The sequence below is a fragment of the Bradyrhizobium australiense genome (assembly GCF_013114825.1).
GTDB classification, from domain to species: Bacteria; Pseudomonadota; Alphaproteobacteria; order Rhizobiales; family Xanthobacteraceae; genus Bradyrhizobium; species Bradyrhizobium australiense.
In genome coordinates this window covers 846,310-863,496 of record NZ_JAAVLX010000003.1, presented here as the reverse complement: position 1 = coordinate 863,496, position 17,187 = coordinate 846,310, and the positions used below count along the sequence as shown (strand labels likewise).

Genomic DNA, 17,187 nt, shown 5'->3' with positions numbered 1-17,187 from the left:
CGGGAGCCGATTTGGTGGGGCGCCCCCTTTAACCAGTGTGCTGATTGAAACGGGCGTAGTGTATCCGTTGTGACCACTGATAATAATATTTGGAGGTTACAATGCGCAAGCTGATTTCCTTATTCATATTCATACTGATGATCGGGTCCGCGAACGCTCAAAGCACGATCAGGACTGAACTTAAAAGGGGCGATCTTACCGGCAAGGACATGGATGTTGTAGTCACGGCCGTCGAAGTACCTCCCGGTGAGGCACTTGCCAGAGATATCCATCCCGGAAGAGGTAGTTTACGTGCTTCAAGGCGCAACGCTTGAACTGCCTGATGGCACGCAAAGACCACTTCCCATGGGCGCTGCGATCATTAATGCGCGTGACGTGCCCCACGCCGGTTTTAGGGTCGGCGGTGGTACCTCCCTAAAAATGTTGAACGTACATATCGTTGATAAAGGCAAGCCAATGACCGAGTTCGTCAAATAAGGCAAACCGCTAGGAACCTGGGAGTTCGAAGCTAATCACCCAACTTCGGATTCCTCATTTTGCAGATATGAATATTCCCCACCGAATTACGGTGACAGCAGGTAGCCCGCATGAGCGAAGCGACATGCGGGATCGGCACCACCCAAAACTCGGATATCGCTTCACTCATCCGGGCTACGCTTGCTTCCCAAACTTGGGAAGGCACAAGAGCGCTTCTCATGACACGCGACGTCGACTTTTCCTTCAGGCCCGCTCGTCGAGAAGACGCGGAAACAGTCTTCAACATCACGGAGGCGTCGATCGGCGGCCTTGCAGCGGCGTCTTACTCTCGGGATCAATCGATAATTGGATGGGTGAGCGTACGCCGGCATCTTATGAAGAGTTCATCGCCAAGGGCCGAATGACCGTGTGTCTGCACGACGGCGTCGTTGTTGGATTTGTCGACGCCGAGGCCGGCGAAGTAACCCGGCTGTTCATATTGCCCGAAGCTACCGGGGCTGGACTCGGCCGGAGGCTGCTCGATATCGGAATCGCCCAGGCAAGGCTGGGGCGTAACGGTCAATAAATATCGATGCTACGATCAACGCCGAAGGCTTCTACCGGAAGCATGGCTTTAGAAGTATCGGCAGGGGCATTTCTCTCATGGACTCGGCGGTTAGCCTATCGAGATAGTACATGGAGTTGTGAACTTCTGGAGTTGTGAACTTCGCCGCGAGCTAGTTGCTGCTCAAGCGTTACCCGTGGCCATGGCCGATCAGCGAGGGATCGCGATGCCGGGCTAATGGTGCCCAGGGGCGGGATCGAACCACCGACACTGCGATTTTCAGTCGCATGCTCTACCAACTGAGCTACCTGGGCATACTCGAAGGCCCAAAGGCCGGGCGAGCGGGCGGTTTATAGAGAGGTCGGAGGGATGTGTCCACCCGCCTTCGCCTGCGGCTTCGGCGTGGCAGGCCCGCCTCGCGCCCCGTCCCCAAATATTTGGTGAGACACAGTTATTCGGCGTCTTCGGGGTCGGTGGGGCGGCCGGGGATGACGTAGCGGCCGGATAGCCAGCGGTTCAAATCGACGTCGCGGCAGCGTTTGGAACAGAACGGGAGCGTGGCCGGGTCAGCCGGCTTGCCGCAGACCGGGCAGGGTTTTGGCGGCGGCTTGGGCGCGCCGGTATCCTTGGGGCCGTCAACTGGCATTGAGCCAGCCGAATCGGATCGGAAAGCCCTCCCCGCCGAGCAGCGTGACCGATTCGTAGAGCGGGAGGCCCACGACGTTGCTGTAGGAGCCGACCATCTTGACCACGAACGAGCCGGCGATGCCCTGCACGGCATAACCGCCAGCTTTGCCGCGCCATTCGCCGGAGCCGATATAGGCCTGGATATCATCTTCGCTCAAACGCTTGAAGCGCACGCGGGTTTCGATCAGGCGCTGGCGGAACGCCTCCTTCGGCGTCACCAGGCAGATCGCGGTGTAGACGCGGTGATTGCGCCCCGAGAGCAGCCGCAGGCACTGCGCGGCTTCATCGACCAGATTGGCTTTCGGCAGGATGCGGCGGCCGACCGCGACCACGGTGTCGGCGGCCAAGATGAAGGCGCCGCGCAGCTCGTCGTCGAGGTGGACGGATTTCAGCGCCGCGTCGGCTTTGGCGCGGGCGAGACGATTGGCGCAGGCGCGGGGCAGCTCGCCCCGCTTCGGGGTCTCGTCGACGTCGGCCGGGCGCAGCGCGTCGGGCTCGATGCCGGCCTGGTTGAGCAGGCTGAGCCGCCGCGGCGAACCGGAAGCAAGAACGAGTTTGGGACGGCCAAGCATGCTGGGTTTTGTCGGGATTTGGGATTCGGATGGATCGCGCGCGGAACCTATCGGAAGGCACTCCATTCCACAACCGGGGAACAAGCGCTTGTTGCAGCTTCATTATCTCCGTCGCCCCTGCGAACGCACGGGCCCATAACCACGGGTCATCGTAATGGAAAACGACAGTGGCGACTGGCACTGCCTCGAATCGCACGGCCGCGGGGGGTATGAGTTCCTGCGTTCGCAGGAACGACGGTGAGAGCTTTACCCACTCGCCGTCTCGCGTCCCGGACGCGGCACGGCACGGCACGCAGTGACGCGGCGCAGAGCCGGGACCTATGGCTGCGATGGGCCCCGGCTCTGCAGCGCATCGCTACGCGCTGCGCAGCGTCGGGGGAACGCCAGCCCGCCCTTCGCATAATGACGGCTACCCGCTCGCGGCGCCCGCCCTGGCGAAGCGGCGGCGGATGCGCATCGAGAGGCCATCGCAGAGGTCGCGATAGGCGGCGAGCTTCTGCTCGCGGCTACCTTCCGCGTCGGTCGGGTCGGGCGTCGGCCAGTATTCGACATCGGCCGCCATGGTGCGCGTCAGCTCCAGCGCCTTGTGGTGGGCCTCCGGCGACAGCGTGATGATGAGATCGAAATTGAGCCCTTCCCAATCCTCGAGCTCCTCGAACGTGATCGGCTTGTGGCCCGAAATATCCTGGCCGAGTTCGGCCATCACCGCGACCGCGAACGGATCGAGCTCGCCCTTCTTGACGCCGGCGGACCTCACATAGAGTCCTTGCGGAAACATCCGCTGCAGCAGGCTCGCCGCCATTGGCGAGCGCACGCTGTTCAGCCCGCATGCGAACAGCACGGCCTGCGGATTGCGCGCGCGGGGCGGCGCGTCCATGCGATCAGGCTTCTCTTGTTTGAGGCGGGACCTCGCTGCGCTTCGCACCTTGCGCTAACGCGGCCCTTTGGGTCGGCATCATGCCTTTTCTTTTACGCATGACGTGATCCGAAAACCGCTTCGCACTTTTCGGCGTCATGCGTCCTGCCCCTTCCAGTGCAGCACGCAGATCAGCGTGAACAAGCGGCGCGCGGTTTCGAAATCGACGCGTACCTTGCCTTTCAGCCGCTCCTGCAGCGTGCGGGAGCCTTCGTCATGGATGCCGCGGCGGCCCATGTCGATCGCCTCGATCTTATCGGGCGTAGCTGTGCGGATCGCCTGATAATAGCTGTCGCAGATCATGAAATAGTCCTTCACGATTCGCCGGAACGGCGTCAGCGACAGCAAATGCGCCACCACGGGCGTGCCGTCCTCGTGGCGGATGTCGAACACCAGCCGGTTGCCGGTAATCGCAATGTGCAGCGTGTACGGCCCCTGCACTGTCCCTTCCGGCGCGAACAGGTTCTGCTCGATCAGATCGTAGATCGCAATCGCCCGCTCGTGCTCGATATCGGGACCGGAACGCCCGATCGATTCTTCGTCAAGCGTCACCGCGACGATGCGGTTGTGCTGGTCATCGTCTGGTGGCGGCTTGTTCATGGCAAATTGAGGCGCAATCCGACGGAGCGTGAATGGGCGTCTAAACCCTCGGCCTTGCCCAAGGTCATCGCGGCGGGGCCCAGCGCGCGCAACTGGTCAGGCCCGCATTTGAGAATCGAAGTGCGCTTCATGAAGTCTAGCACGCCCAGTCCGGACGAAAACCGCGCCGAACGCGCCGTCGGCAGCACGTGATTCGAGCCGCCGACGTAATCGCCGATCGCCTCAGGTGTATGGGGGCCGAGGAAGATCGCACCGGCGTTGCGGACTTTAGTCGACAAGGCTTCTGCGTCCGCGGTCATGATTTCCAGATGCTCGGCGGCGATCGCGTTCGCCAGCTCGACCGCCTCGTCGAGCTTTTTGACCATGATGATGGCACCGAAATCGTTCCACGAGGCCCGCGCGATATCGGCGCGGGGTAGCGTGGCAAGTTGGGATTCCACCGCGCGCTCAACGTCGGCGGCCAACGCCACGCTGTCGGTGATCAGGATCGACTGCGCGCAGGCGTCATGCTCGGCCTGCGCCAGGAGATCAGCGGCGATCCAGCCGGCATTGGAGGTCGCGTCGGCGATGACGAGCACTTCCGAGGGACCTGCGATCATGTCGATGCCGACTTTGCCGAACACCAGCCGCTTGGCGGCGGCGACATAGGCGTTGCCGGGGCCGACGATTTTCGCAACCGGTGTGATCGTTGCCGTGCCGTAAGCCAACGCCGCCACCGCCTGCGCACCGCCGACGCGATAGATTTCGGAGACGCCGCCGAGATCGGCGGCCGCCAGCACCAGCGGGTTGAGCTTGCCGTCCGGCGACGGCACCACCATCACTACGCGCGGCACGCCGGCGACTTTCGCCGGCACCGCGTTCATCAAGACCGAAGAGGGATAGGCGGCAGTGCCGCCGGGCACGTAGAGGCCGACCGCATCGACCGCGCTCCAGCGCCAGCCGAGCTCGACGCCGAGCGCATCGGTAAAGCGCTCATCTTTCGGCAGTTGCCTCTGGTGAAAGGCCTCGATCCGATCGCGGGCGAATTTCAGCGCGTCGATGGTCTCGGCATCGCAGGCCTTCACGGCAGCGTCGATCTCGGCCGCGGTCACGCGCAGGCCGCCGGCGTCAAGCTCGAGCCGGTCGAATTTCCTGGTCGCCTCGATCAGGGCGGCGTCGCCGCGCGCGGCCACATCGTCGACAATCGCCCTTGTGGCACGCTCGACATCGGCCGAAACCTCGCGCTTGGCGGCGAGGAATTGCTTGAATCGCGAACCGAAATCGGCGCTGCTGGTATCCAGGCGAATGGGCATGGCGGCTTTCTGAGAGACGTCGGAGGCCCCTGCTCAATGGCGCGGCGGCCAAGGGCCGTCAACCCTCCACGTCATCCCTGCGAACGCAGGGACCCATAACCACCGATCTCCGGCTTGGGACGCTGAGGCGACAATCCCCTTTCACGATGCGCATTTGTGGTTATGGGTCCCCGCGTTCGCGAGGACGACGGATGGAGGGGATGCCCCCCTATTCCTCCGGCCCCGACGGCGCTATCGCGAGGTCGCAGGCGCCGAGATCGTCGGTGCCGAGGTCGGTCAGCTCGCATTCCAGGCACTCGAGATCCAGCCGCAGCGCTTCGCCATGGCTGAAGAGGATGAGCGCGCTGCCGCCGGGAGCTTCACCCGGGTGGAATTCGATCCCGACCAGTTCCAGCATGGATTCACGCCGCTCCAGATCGATGTTGCGCGACTTGCAGGCCAGCACCCGGTCGAAACGCAAAGCCGCGATCAAGCGGCGCGGTTCGGTTCCGCCTGACAGCGTCTGCTCCCAATCCAGCCGGCTCATGCCGACCACCAACCGCTTTTCGCCCTGCCGCCAGACGATGTCAGAGGCCAGCACGCGGGCGTCCTGCACATGGGCCGATATGACGGCGAGATCGTCGGCGTCGAGCGCAATCAGTTTGAGCGGATCCGCCGGCATAAGGTCCTCGATCTAGATCATGATGCGATTAAGCAAAATTGCATCATGATCTCATCTCATTGTTTGAGCATGATCTTTTCGGAAAACCGGTTTCCACTTTTCCGGATCATGCTCTAGTCGCTGATGCGCTGGATCAACGCACCGCAGGCCGAAAGTTTTTCCTCCAGCCGCTCGAATCCGCGGTCGAGGTGATAGACGCGGTTGACCATGGTTTCGCCCTCGGCGGCAAGCCCGGCGATGACGAGCGAGACCGAGGCCCGCAAATCGGTCGCCATGACAGGCGCGCCGCGCAGTTTTGCGGTGCCCTCGATGGTCGCAGTTTCGCCGTCCAGCGATATACGCGCACCGAATCGCGCCAGTTCCTGCACATGCATGAAGCGGTTCTCGAAGATGGTCTCGGTGATCTGCGAGGAACCGCCGGCGCAAGCCATCAGCGCCATCAATTGCGCCTGCAGGTCGGTCGGAAAACCCGGGAACGGCGCGGTCGACACCGTCACCGGCCGAATGCCTGCACCATTTCTGGCAACGCGAATGCCGTCATTGTTGACGGTGATATCCGCGCCGGCTTGCGCCAGCACGTCGAGCGCCGACTGCAGCAGTTCGGGACGGGCGCCGGAAAGCTGCACGTCGCCGCCGGTCATGGCGACAGCCATCGCATAGGTGCCGGCCTCGATCCGGTCAGGCAATACGGTGTGCCGCGCACCGTGCAGCTTCTCGACGCCTTCGACCACGATCCGCGGCGTGCCGGCGCCGGTGATGCGGGCGCCCATCTTGTTCAGGCAATCGGCGACGTCTGTTATCTCCGGCTCGCAGGCGGCTTTGGTGATGATCGTGGTGCCTTTCGCGAGCGTCGCCGCCATCAGCGCGACATGGGTGCCGCTCACCGTCACCTTGGCAAAATCGATCGCAGCACCGCGCAGGCCGCCGGGCGCCTTCGCCACCACATAGCCGCCGTTGATGGTCAACTCGGCGCCGAGCTTTTCCAGCGCCATGATCAGGAGATCGACCGGCCGCGTGCCGATCGCACAGCCGCCCGGTAGCGAGACCTTTGCCTCGTGCATCCGCGCCAGCAGCGGCGCAATCACCCAGAAACTGGCGCGCATCCGCGATACCAGCTCATAAGGCGCCGTGGTGTCGATGACGTTGGCGGCGGAAATGTGCAGGGTCTGGCCCTGATATTGGCCGTCGCCGGGCCGCTTGCCCGCGGACATGATATCGACGCCGTGGTTGCCGAGAATGCGCTGCAACTGCGCGACGTCGGCAAGCCGCGGCACGTTGTCGAGGATAAGGGTTTCCTCGGTCAGCAGGGCTGCGATCATCAGCGGGAGCGCGGCATTCTTCGCGCCCGAAATCGCGATGGTGCCGCTGAGCTTGCTGCCGCCGACAATACGAATGCGGTCCATGCCATCCCCCTGCTATGCATAAATTATGAGCGCGTGCGTCCGCAGCAGAAGCGGCGACATTTGCGGCGATTTGATGGGATGCACAATCAATCGCCGTCATTCCGGGAGCGCGCGCAGCGCGAACCCGGAGTCTCGAGATTCTCAGGGGCGCAAGGCGCTCCATAGTTTGATGCTAACGCATCGACCCGGAATAACGTTCATGCTCTGACGCTTACGACCTGATGAAGGCGAGCAAATCGGCGTTGATGATGGCGGCTTCGGTGGTCGGCATGCCGTGCGGAAAACCCTTGTAGGTCTTCAGCGTGCCGTTCTTCAGAAGCTTCGCCGATAACGGCGCGGAGTCTGCGTAAGGAACGATCTGGTCGTCGTCGCCATGCATTACCAGCACCGGAACATTGATCTTCTTGAGGTCCTCGGTGAAGTCGGTCTGCGAGAACGCGACAATGCCGTCGTAATGCGCCTTGGCGCCGCCCATCATGCCCTGCCGCCACCAGTTCTGGATCACGGCCTCCGACGGCTTGGCGCCTGGGCGGTTGTAGCCGTAGAACGGACCCGACGCGAGGTCGCGATAGAACTGCGTGCGACTGGCCATAAGCTGCGCCTGGAGTCCGTCGAACACTTCCTTGGGCAATCCGCCTGGATTGGCCGGCGTCTGTACCATCAGCGGCGGCACGGCGCTCAGGATCGCGGCCTTTGCGACCCGGCTTTCGCCGTGGCGGGCGATGTAATGGACCACCTCGCCGCCGCCGGTGGAATGGCCGATGTGGATGGCGTTTTTGAGATCGAGATGCGCGGTCAGCGCTGCGAGGTCGTCGGCGTAGTGGTCCATGTCATGGCCGTCGCCGACCTGGCTGGAGCGGCCATGGCCGCGGCGGTCATGGGCGATGACCCGAAAACCGTTGTTCAGGAAGAACAGCATCTGCGTGTCCCAATCGTCGGCCGACAGCGGCCAGCCATGGCTGAACACGATGGGCTGACCCTTGCCCCAATCCTTGTAAAAGATCTCGACGCCGTCTTTGGTCGTGATGGTGGGCATTACGAATTCTCCTCTTGTTAGGGCCCCGTGCCGGGCACGCATCTTCGCGTGAAGTGCGGAATCTGGATGTGGCTGATTGCGATCTTCGGATTCGCCTCGGAAGGCGAACCAGAATCGAGGTTATGCCGGCACCGGCCGGTATCGCCTGAGCACGCCGATGGTCACGACGACGAAGAACACCAGCACGATGCCCTGGACGACGGCGAACGGCGGCTCGGCCGGCGGCACGCTCGGCGCCAGCGCATGAAGCACCGGCACCTTCAGGAAGGACTGGATCACCAGCACGAATACGTTGAGATAGAGCGAGAGCAGCGCCGTCAGCGCGTAGATCCAGCGCCAGGCGCCGGCGAGTTTCATTCCGTAAAGCGCAAGACAGGCGATTGCCAGCAGCACCAGCGACAGAATTCCGATCATGTGCGACGGCAACAGCTTCTCCGACAGCAGCGGTGGAATCAGAAATCCTGACGCGCTGGTCAGGATCGTGAACACCAGAAAGGTCGCGGTCTGGCCCGGCATCCGCTTCGAGCCGAGCATCCCGCACATCACGACCAGGCCCGCGACGATTCCGATCAGGCTGATGATGACGTGCACGAGAACAAAAGTCGCCAAACTCATACCCAAAATCATGACGCGCCCCTTCACTGGAAACCATCTAATTCCATTGCGTCATAGGTGCTCAAAGCTCTCATCCTGAGGAGCCCGCAGAGCGGGCGTCTCGAAGGATGTAGGCCACAGACGGGGCCTCGTGGTTCGAGACGCGCTTCGCGCTCCTCACCATGAGGGGCTTATGACGCAGCAAGGCTAAACGTTACGACGCGGCGCGAAGAATATCCACACGCATCGCGTGCGGGCTTCGGCAAGGCAGGCATGCGCGTGAATGAAACACAACAAAAGTTGTCTGATGCGCGAAATCTTTGCATGGCTGCCACAAATCGCGGCAAGGCGATGCTGAAGAATTGAATCTAATAATAGCGCGGGATCGGACCATTGTGCGGCGTCTTGCGGCGCGACAGATCGAACAACACCTGGTCGACATAGCACCAGCCCCAGCCTTCCGGCGGATCGTAACCTTCGATCACGGGATGACCGGTGGCATGGAAGTGCGCGGTGGCGTGCTTGTTCGGTGAATCGTCGCAGCAGGCGACATGGCCGCAGGTGCGGCAGATCCGCAAATGCAGCCATTGGCTTCCGCTTTTCAGGCATTCCTCGCAGCCGAGCGCACTCGGTCTCACGGTTTGAATGCCGGCGACATGGCTGCAGCCCTTTTTCGTCATCGCCTCACACCATGCCGGATCATAACGCCGGCTTCATGGCATCGACGAGATAGCCGTGCAGCGCGGCCACCACCTGCGCGCCCTCGCCGATCGCGCCGCCGACGCGCTTGACCGAGCCGGAGCGCACGTCACCGACCGCAAACACGCCGGGCACCGAGGTTTCCAGCGGAGGCACCGGGCGGCCGAGATTCTGCTCGGACTGCGCCCCCGTCACCACAAAGCCCGCGCGGTCGAGCGTGACGCCGCAGCCGTCCAGCCAATGGGTCGCCGGATCGGCGCCGACGAACAAAAACAGGTTACGGACATCAAAACTGTGCTGTTCGGGCGCCAGCCGGCTCTTCCAGCGCACGCGCTCAAGCGATCCATCCTCGCCGCCTTCGACCGCAATCACCTCGGCGTTGAAGATCAGTTCGATATTGGGCGCCGCCTCGATGCGCTCGATCAGATAGCGCGACATGCTGGCGCCGAGCCCGCCGCCGCGGATTATCATGTAAACCTTGCGCGCATGGCCGGAGAGAAACACCGCGGCCTGGCCGGCGGAATTGCCGCCGCCGACCAACACGACGTCCTGGCCCATGCACAGCTTGGCCTCGATCGGCGAGGCCCAGTACCAGACGCCGCGGCCCTCGAACGCGTCGAGATTTTCGATCTCCGGCCGCCGGTAACGCGCCCCGCTCGCCACCACGATGGATTTGGCGCGCAGCGACTGCCCGCATTCGGTGGCCAGCGCAAACGCGCCGTCGCGTTGCGAGCAATCCAGCGACCTCACTGAAACCGGAATCAGCATCTCCGCGCCGAATTTCTGCGCCTGATTGTAGGCGCGCCCCGCGAGCGCCTGCCCCGAAATGCCGGTCGGAAAGCCCAGATAGTTTTCGATGCGCGCGCTGGCGCCGGCCTGGCCGCCGAACGCCCGCGCGTCGAATACCGCGACCGACAATCCTTCGGAGGCGGCATAGACCGCGGTGGCAAGACCGGCGGGACCGCCGCCGACTACCGCCACATCATAGAGCTTCTCATGCGCATGATTGGTGATCATGCCAACCGCCAGCGCCAGCGAAGTCTCTGACGGATTGCGCAGCACGTTACCGTCAGGACACACCACCAGCGGCAGATCGGCGCGCGAGGCCGAATAGCGCGCGACGAGATCGGCCGCATCCTTGTCGGTTGCGGGATCGAGGACGTGGTGCGGCTGGCCGTTGCGCGCCAAAAAATTCTGCAGCCGCGCCGTGTCGCCGAGGGAGAGCGAGCCGATCAGCACCGGCCCGCCGACACCGCCCTGGATTAGGCTAACCCGGCGCAGGATCAGCGCGCGCATGATGCGCTCGCCCAGTTCAGCTTCCGCGACCAGCAGCGCGCGCAATTGCTCCGGCGGGATCAGCAGCGTTTCGACATCGCCCTCGGCATGGCCGTCGACCAACGCGACGCGGCCGGAGAGTTGCCCGATCTCGGCCAGAAATTGTCCCGGGCCCTGGTCGATGACGGGCGAGATGTGGCCGAGGCCGTCGCGCTGGGTGATCGCGACCGTGCCCGACAGCACCACGAACATGCCGGGGCCGACCTTGCCGGTCTCGAACAGGGTTTCGCCGTCCCTGTAGGTCCGAAGCTCCCCGAAGCGGCGCATGCGCGCGATTTCGTGATCGCTGAGCGCTGGGAATGTCTGTTCGTAACGAGGAAACGCGGTGGAAGGCGCGCCGATCGCCGGACTGGCCGTGATGTCTGCACTCATGATGCCGCCCAAGGAAAGAAACAGGAACTGCGCGGAGAGCCGTCAGGACCCACCCGGCAAGCGATCGGGATTTCCCGCTACGCTATCGGTCCGGCTTTTCTCCGCTGGCATCATCTAGAGAAGCTCTGGGGCTTTCGTAAGATGCGCCGGAGTCACTGCGCCCGCGAGCCTGCGACTTCCGCCGCCTGAGATTTTCGCGCAGCGCCAGCCTGAGCCGGTGCGATCGTGAATCCTTCACACCCGCGCCGGTTTTCCGCATGCCCTTGTCTTGATCGCCCTTCATGCCGGACCCAATAACCGTGATAGCGAAGAATAACCAAAGGATGACATCTGTGCACTGCCCATTGGAGCAGGAGCGCCGGCCGATTGGCATCGCTCACCTGAACTCCGATCCCAGGCATTTCGAGGTCAAGAAGAGTGGATGGGAACCGGATCGGCCCGGAGTTGTCCCCGTTGAAGCTGCCTGCGCCGATTTTTTGGCGATTTTGGCCCCTTCCCGGCCCGTCCGCGCGCTTGCACCAGAAGGGCCCTTGTGGCAAGAACCGGCCGCCTGTAGGGGCCTTTAGGGCCGATTCCCTGAACACCGGGCATGCTGCCGTAGCTCAGTGGTAGAGCACTCCATTGGTAATGGAGAGGTCGACAGTTCAATCCTGTCTGGCAGCACCACCTTTTCCCCTGAATGATCAACAGCCTATTGAAGGGCTTGAGGTTTTTGCGTCGCTCCTGATACACGGGAGTGCTGCATCTATGGTTCTGAGAATGGCTTGCCCCAACAAGAAGAAAAGGTTCCGACAACTGGTACTACCGCCGCACAATCCCAACAGACGTTCGAGTGATCTTGCAGAAGCTCGCAAAGGAGCGTCCTCGGGGGTGGTACAAGACACACATCAGCATCTCGCTCGGCATCGCTGACCGGACCGCCGCGAAGGCGAAGTGTACTGAGGTCGCAGCCCAGGTGGAGCGACAATTAAAGGCGCTTCGCGAAGCCCCAAGCCCCTCACAGCCAAGCAGATCGCCGCTCTGTCCGGCATTGTCTACCGCGCCTTTGCACAAGGGCTGGAGAATAACCCAGGCCTAACAGTCGAAGGCTGGCTCCGAGTTGCCGAGGCAAACGAAGCAGCGAAACGAGGCAATCCTCTCCTCATCGCCAAGAACGATTCGGAGCGGCAAGTGATCGCCATGGAGGAGCGCTTTGGCAAGCTCGCAGACGCTACTCTGCTGGCAGAGGGCATCATCACCGATGACGACAGTCGGTGGAAGCTGATCGAAGCTTTGGCCCGCGATCTCACACCAGCCGCGAAGAAGCTGGCAAGGAATAGCGAGGATGCAGGGCAAGACGAAGAACGTTACGTGGAAGCATGTGCTGACCCTGGCTCGCCAGTCCGCACGAGCCTAACCACTATTCTCCGCTGGGAGTGCGAGAAAACTCGCACTTCCAGCACGAGCGAAAATGATCGGTCTGTGATCGTACGCCCCCAAGCTGACGACAGTCCGTTGATGTGACAAAGCGGACTTTGCGCTTGGGCAAGTTGAGGCCCGGAAATGACCCTGAGCGGACATCTGACCAGAGACGATGCCGTAACGATAGGTCTGGAAATATTCGTCTTTCCTGATCTGTTCCTATGGGCGGTGGGGTGCTGGCCTGTTTCGACCCCCAGTGGCCTGATTTGAAAAGCGAAGTGGCCGAATTTAATTCAGATCAAGCGTGTGGACATCGCGCGAACAGCAATGGTGCGCATTCCCATTGCGAATGAATCGTTGGTGCTGGCCTGTTTCAGCTCAGCGAGGCTCTAGCTGATCGCCATTGAAAATGTGCAACATGCCCGAGAAGGCAGAATGATCTGCTTCAACGACATAGCGGACAGCACCCGCCCGATTCGTAAAAACAGAAACGATGAAACCCGGATATTCGTAACCTGATCGCTTCTTTACTCGGTCGCCTACATTGAACGGTGCGTCTGTCATTTAATTCCCCGTGGCCGCTTCAGTTGGCGGCCTCTTTCATATCAGGCCGAGCCGGGAATGTCGCCTGTTGGCCCATTTCAGAAGTGGGCTTTATCCAGATTGATGTCGGGTATCGGGAGTGAGGCAGATGTTGAGCGTCCGCTGGCGGGGTGCATATCCTACTTGGGATCGGCGCATCCAAGGGTGCAGGATGCACCCTCCCCAGCTCATCTTCACAAGTGATCCTCGCACTGATACACAATGAACGTGGGCGGCGCGAAAAACCCTTGATTTTTCAGTGAGCTGGGGCTGTATCGGAACAGTTCAATCCTGTCTGGCAGCACCATCTTTTCCCCTGAAACATCAGCCACAAGGCCCCGGCGCGTCGGGTTGCGGCGATCATTCGCTTTCTCCAAGACCTTGCGATTTCTTGAGCGTCGTCGAGGCCGTCTGTAGGAGGTTATGACTTGAAACGATCATGGACCGTGGAGTTTGTCGGCCGACGCAAAATGCGGGTGTGACCCCACGGCTCCATGCGGGACGATCCGATCGGTTGCACAACGTATGATGTCGTAGCATTCACAGGTAGCTTCCTCGAGCCGCACCCTGTCGATTTCAACCAAGCCCCGCCGAGCGGATCTGATGGCGCCTAAGGCGCGGAGTTTGGCAATTACCTGCGTCACGGTCGTTCGTCGCACCCCGAGCAAGTGCGAAAGTGTCTCCTGCGTTAGTGATAGGATGTTTTTGCCCTCAGTTCGATCGTGCAGGTGAAGCAGCCATCGGGCCATGCGGGCCTCGACCGAGTGCAGTCCGTTGCAGGCTGAGACGTGCTGGAACTGCATGAGTATCGATCTCGTGTGCGCCTCGACCACATGTCTGACGGCGCCGCTCTGCATGTAGGCTGCATGAAACCGCGACACTGAGATTTGCGATGCGGTGCCGCCCACCCGCACCACCGCGGTCACGGACGACAAGAAAGAGGGTCCCAGCACCGATAATGCGCCGATCGCTCCCTCGCGCCCGATTACCGCGGTTGCGATCGTTTCTCCGTTCGGAAGGCCGAGCATGAAGGAGATGGCCCCACTATGGGGAAAGTAAACATGGTGGCGTCGATCTCCCGCTCGTATCACCACGGCGTCCTGTTCGAGCGACACCTTCTGGAGATGAGGGGCGAGCAACGCGAGGTCTGCCGGCGGCAACGCGGTGAGAAGACGATTGCCGGCGCTCGCCGGACGGCCCATCACGAGAGACTTCTTCCTTCAGAAGAACACGGAGCTCTCCTGGAATGTCTTTGGCAGGAATGTCTTCTGCGCTGCGCCGACACTAGCTCCACTTTCATCGTGTATCGTGCCGGCTTTGAGCTGCCTTCTTGGATACGGTACTGGCTGAGTATCCTACCGCGCCGCGCCGGTAAAGGTACGGCGCCCCTTCGGTGATCGGGCGGAACCGCCTCGACACCAGCCCTCAGGACCGCTGATCGAGTTCCGCAGCCACCGGTTCGTTGTTGCTGGCAAGCCACCGCGATAGGGAACTAGTCCGCGATCTAACGGAACGGCGTGCACCCGTCCCTGATACACACGCTGCACCGCGATGCTAAAAGCTCAACAATTTCAGTGGCAAGCGTGCATGTCCCGGCAGTTCCATCCTGTCTGGCGGCACCATCCTGTTCAACAAAATCGCCAGCTTCGCTTGGGAATCACTCGAGATCCCGACTATTTCTCGTGGATCACGCTTCAAGTGCGACGTTGCGGAACGCCCTGACCAGCGATCCTTCCAGCTTGCCCTCCATGCCGCAAAGGATCTGGTAAGCGGCAGGCCGCGGCATCGGCGGCCGATAGGGTCGCGACTCGATGAGAGCGGCGAAGATATCCGAGATCGTCAGCAGTCGGACCAGATCGGAAATCTGCGAGGCCTTCAGCCCATCGGGATAGCCGGAGCCATCAAGATGTTCGTGATGGTGCCTCACGCCGTCCAGAATCTCCGGACTGATGCCGGATACGCCCTTCAAAAGATCATATCCGATCACCGGGTGACGCTTGATGATCTCCTCCTCGTCGGGGTCGAGGCGTCCCGGCTTGTCCAGGATCGACAGCGGAATGCGCGCCTTGCCGATGTCGTGAAGCGTCGCCGCCAGTCCGAGCCGGGATACGTCCGCGCCGGAGAACCCGATATCGAGCGCGAAGCCGACCGCAACGCCGGTGACGAGCAGGCAATGCTGAAACGTGCCCTCGTGATAGCGGCGCACCTCGTCGAGCCATGCCGAAAGGCCATCCTGACCGACGCGCTGGACGATCTTCGACGTCGCACGCCTTGCATCGGCAACTTTCACCGGCTTGCCAAGGCGCACGTTCGAAAACATCGAGGCGAAGGCGGCCACACCCTCGTCCATCTCCGATGCCGGACCTGCGGCTTTGCCCTCCACGGCCGCTTCCGCCGCTTCAATCTGCGCAACTTTGGGAATGGCTTCCTTGGCGCGTGAAAGGACCGCAGTCGCGCCGAGTGCATAGGCCTGCGCAACCATCGAACGGGAGAGATTGTGAACGACGAACAGTTTTTCGGGAATGCCGGCAAGATCCCGCAATATGAACCTGAGCTGATCGACGCGCGGCATCTGCCGTAGGTCGACGTCGACCATCAGCACGCCATGTGGCCTGATCCGGGTGCCTTCGCCGCCCAGCAACCAGGGCACCACGGCGTGCTGCGGCTCGAACATCGCACGTATGGCAGGCAACTTCGTCGGTTCGTCTGTGACAAAATAGACGAGCATTTTAGCAAAAGTCCGTACGCGCCAATCTTGAAGAAACCGTCTCTCAACCTTGAAGAACTGAAAACAAATTGAACGATCGATGGTTCGAAAGCCGAGCCCCGCACCCGGCGCCATCGGCATCAGGACGCTCCAAACGCACCTCATTTTGGGATATCAGGGCTACCTTGCCGTTAAGCGTCCACCTCGTATAACTACGTACCTCAAATGAGGTACGCCCGCCGTTCGTCCGAAGACCATCAGATCGAGGGCATCGTCAGTGAATGATCTCCTGTCGTCGCGAAGCGAACGGCGGATCGAGAGATTAATGCTGTGCGCTCTGGCCCTGACCGGCTGTCTGTTCACCGGCCCGGCGTCCGCGCAGGCCGATCTCGCCGGCGCGACAGCCAAACTCACGCTGCAGGTCGCGACCGCCATGCTCGGCGAACGCTGCCGCCGCGTCGAGGCGCCGAACCCTGCATCGTTCGCATCGGTATCGCTGCACCGGACTTTTCACGATGATTTCGAAGCGCATCCGCTGCTGAATGAAAGATGGGCGCCGCATTACGCCGGCGGCGCCGCCTGGCCGGAAGCGCGCTATTGGGGCGGCGACGGCTCCGATTTCAGGCGCAAGACCAGTTATAACGGCGAGCAGCAGATCTATGTCGATCCGCGCTATGGCGGACGGGAAACAACGCCGCTCGGGCTCGATCCGTTCAAGGTCAAGGACGGTATTCTCTCGATCACAGCCAGCCGCACCCCGCCGGCGCTGAAAGCCGTGCTGTTCAACAACGAATATATCTCGGGCATCCTGACGACGCAGAGCCGGTTTTCCCAGAAGTACGGATATTTCGAAATCCGCGCCAAGGTGCCGGTCGGCACCGGCGTGTGGCCGGCCTTCTGGATGCTCGCCGATGACGGCGGCTGGCCGCCGGAAGTCGATATCATGGAGGGTCGCGGACAGCGGCCCGGCGATATCGCGATGACGACGCATTGGCGGATTCCGTCCACGCAACGCATCGAATCCTGCGGATTCGATTTCAAGATCGCGGACGCAGCGACCGCCTTTCACAATTACGGCGTCCTGTGGCAACCGGAGCGCATCACCTATTTCATCGACCGCCAGCCGGTCTCCGAGATCAAGGTCCCCGTCGGATTCAGCGATCCGATGTACATGATCGTCAACCTCGCCATGGGTTCGAAGTTTTTCGAGGGCGTCGGATTCGTCGACGGCGAATCCCCCGCAACCGTCGCATTCGAGATCGACAGGATATCAGCCTACCAAATCGACGAACGCTGACCGGAGATGACG

At 61.7% G+C, this 17,187-nt stretch carries 18 protein-coding genes, 2 tRNA genes and 1 pseudogene; 6 read left to right on the top strand and 15 right to left on the bottom strand.

Going from position 1 to position 17,187, the window contains the following annotated elements:
* The first annotated feature begins 255 nt into the window (after window positions 1-255).
* Together HCN58_RS35695 and HCN58_RS35690 are read left to right on the top strand one after the other, a co-directional pair.
* Complete coding sequence (locus tag HCN58_RS35695; protein WP_235983531.1) at window positions 256-477, top strand: cupin domain-containing protein; 222 nt, start codon at window positions 256-258, stop codon at window positions 475-477.
* Between the two features lie 349 nt (window positions 478-826).
* The gene (locus tag HCN58_RS35690) at window positions 827-1,042 is read left to right on the top strand and encodes a GNAT family N-acetyltransferase (RefSeq protein ID WP_235983530.1); all 216 of its coding nucleotides are present in this window, start codon (window positions 827-829) and stop codon (window positions 1,040-1,042) included.
* 217 nt (window positions 1,043-1,259) lie between these two features.
* On the opposite strand, the gene HCN58_RS11130 is transcribed toward HCN58_RS35690, so the two are convergent.
* The 12 genes from HCN58_RS11130 to HCN58_RS11075 form a co-directional block, all read right to left on the bottom strand.
* Window positions 1,260-1,335: transfer RNA gene (locus HCN58_RS11130), tRNA-Phe, on the bottom strand.
* Window positions 1,336-1,472: 137 nt separating this feature from the next.
* Window positions 1,473-1,667 carry a DNA gyrase inhibitor YacG gene (gene yacG / locus HCN58_RS11125; RefSeq protein WP_171579367.1) on the bottom strand — a complete coding sequence of 65 codons (195 nt, stop codon included), beginning with the start codon at window positions 1,665-1,667 and terminating at the stop codon, window positions 1,473-1,475.
* Window positions 1,657-2,280 (bottom strand): Maf-like protein, encoded by a 624-nt coding sequence (locus tag HCN58_RS11120; RefSeq protein ID WP_057845441.1) that lies wholly within the window; start codon window positions 2,278-2,280, stop codon window positions 1,657-1,659. The genes yacG and HCN58_RS11120 overlap by 11 nt, the downstream gene beginning before the upstream one ends.
* 409 nt (window positions 2,281-2,689) lie before the next feature.
* Entirely contained in the window at window positions 2,690-3,157 is a 468-nt protein-coding gene (locus tag HCN58_RS11115; RefSeq protein ID WP_171579366.1) for an arsenate-mycothiol transferase ArsC, read from the bottom strand.
* A 135-nt stretch (window positions 3,158-3,292) separates the two neighbouring features.
* Window positions 3,293-3,796, bottom strand: coding sequence for a UPF0262 family protein (locus tag HCN58_RS11110; RefSeq protein WP_171579365.1), 504 nt, complete (start codon window positions 3,794-3,796; stop codon window positions 3,293-3,295).
* The gene (gene hisD / locus HCN58_RS11105; protein ID WP_171579364.1) at window positions 3,793-5,088 is read right to left on the bottom strand and encodes a histidinol dehydrogenase; all 1,296 of its coding nucleotides are present in this window, start codon (window positions 5,086-5,088) and stop codon (window positions 3,793-3,795) included. Before hisD ends, HCN58_RS11110 begins: the two co-directional genes overlap by 4 nt.
* Before the next feature lie 208 nt (window positions 5,089-5,296).
* Window positions 5,297-5,749 (bottom strand): DUF2948 family protein, encoded by a 453-nt coding sequence (locus HCN58_RS11100; RefSeq protein WP_171579363.1) that lies wholly within the window; start codon window positions 5,747-5,749, stop codon window positions 5,297-5,299.
* 113 nt (window positions 5,750-5,862) lie between these two features.
* Window positions 5,863-7,152 carry a UDP-N-acetylglucosamine 1-carboxyvinyltransferase gene (gene murA, locus HCN58_RS11095; protein ID WP_171579362.1) on the bottom strand — a complete coding sequence of 430 codons (1,290 nt, stop codon included), beginning with the start codon at window positions 7,150-7,152 and terminating at the stop codon, window positions 5,863-5,865.
* Window positions 7,153-7,363: 211 nt separating this feature from the next.
* Window positions 7,364-8,188: an alpha/beta fold hydrolase gene (locus HCN58_RS11090; RefSeq protein WP_171579361.1), complete on the bottom strand. Its 825-nt coding sequence runs from the start codon at window positions 8,186-8,188 to the stop codon at window positions 7,364-7,366.
* 120 nt (window positions 8,189-8,308) lie between these two features.
* Window positions 8,309-8,815: a hypothetical protein gene (locus HCN58_RS11085; RefSeq protein WP_171579360.1), complete on the bottom strand. Its 507-nt coding sequence runs from the start codon at window positions 8,813-8,815 to the stop codon at window positions 8,309-8,311.
* Window positions 8,816-9,150: 335 nt separating this feature from the next.
* Complete coding sequence (locus HCN58_RS11080) at window positions 9,151-9,462, bottom strand: UBP-type zinc finger domain-containing protein (protein WP_171579359.1); 312 nt, start codon at window positions 9,460-9,462, stop codon at window positions 9,151-9,153.
* Between the two features lie 19 nt (window positions 9,463-9,481).
* Window positions 9,482-11,188 carry an FAD-dependent oxidoreductase gene (locus HCN58_RS11075; protein ID WP_171579358.1) on the bottom strand — a complete coding sequence of 569 codons (1,707 nt, stop codon included), beginning with the start codon at window positions 11,186-11,188 and terminating at the stop codon, window positions 9,482-9,484.
* 591 nt (window positions 11,189-11,779) lie between these two features.
* Here HCN58_RS11075 and HCN58_RS11070 point away from each other — a divergent pair.
* From HCN58_RS11070 to HCN58_RS11065, 3 genes and pseudogenes are all read left to right on the top strand, one after another.
* Window positions 11,780-11,854 (top strand) — tRNA-Thr (locus tag HCN58_RS11070).
* Between the two features lie 124 nt (window positions 11,855-11,978).
* Window positions 11,979-12,266, top strand: a pseudogene (locus tag HCN58_RS37400) (DUF6538 domain-containing protein); the annotation flags it as partial.
* 92 nt (window positions 12,267-12,358) lie between these two features.
* Window positions 12,359-12,691 carry a hypothetical protein gene (locus tag HCN58_RS11065; RefSeq protein WP_171579357.1) on the top strand — a complete coding sequence of 111 codons (333 nt, stop codon included), beginning with the start codon at window positions 12,359-12,361 and terminating at the stop codon, window positions 12,689-12,691.
* A gap of 276 nt (window positions 12,692-12,967) precedes the next feature.
* Here the strand turns inward: HCN58_RS11065 and HCN58_RS11060 are convergent, their stop codons facing one another.
* The 3 genes from HCN58_RS11060 to HCN58_RS11050 all read right to left on the bottom strand — a co-directional run bounded on the left by HCN58_RS11060 (window position 12,968) and on the right by HCN58_RS11050 (window position 15,899).
* On the bottom strand, window positions 12,968-13,153 hold the full coding sequence (locus HCN58_RS11060) for a hypothetical protein (RefSeq protein WP_171579356.1): 186 nt from the start codon (window positions 13,151-13,153) through the stop codon (window positions 12,968-12,970).
* 455 nt (window positions 13,154-13,608) lie between these two features.
* Window positions 13,609-14,373, bottom strand: a complete 765-nt coding sequence (locus HCN58_RS11055) for a Crp/Fnr family transcriptional regulator (RefSeq protein WP_171579561.1) — start codon at window positions 14,371-14,373, stop codon at window positions 13,609-13,611.
* Window positions 14,374-14,858: 485 nt separating this feature from the next.
* Window positions 14,859-15,899, bottom strand: coding sequence for an HD-GYP domain-containing protein (locus tag HCN58_RS11050; RefSeq protein ID WP_171579355.1), 1,041 nt, complete (start codon window positions 15,897-15,899; stop codon window positions 14,859-14,861).
* Between the two features lie 304 nt (window positions 15,900-16,203).
* Between HCN58_RS11050 and HCN58_RS11045 the strand changes: the two genes are divergently transcribed.
* Window positions 16,204-17,175, top strand: coding sequence for a glycoside hydrolase family 16 protein (locus tag HCN58_RS11045; protein WP_171579354.1), 972 nt, complete (start codon window positions 16,204-16,206; stop codon window positions 17,173-17,175).
* Window positions 17,176-17,187 lie beyond the last annotated feature (12 nt).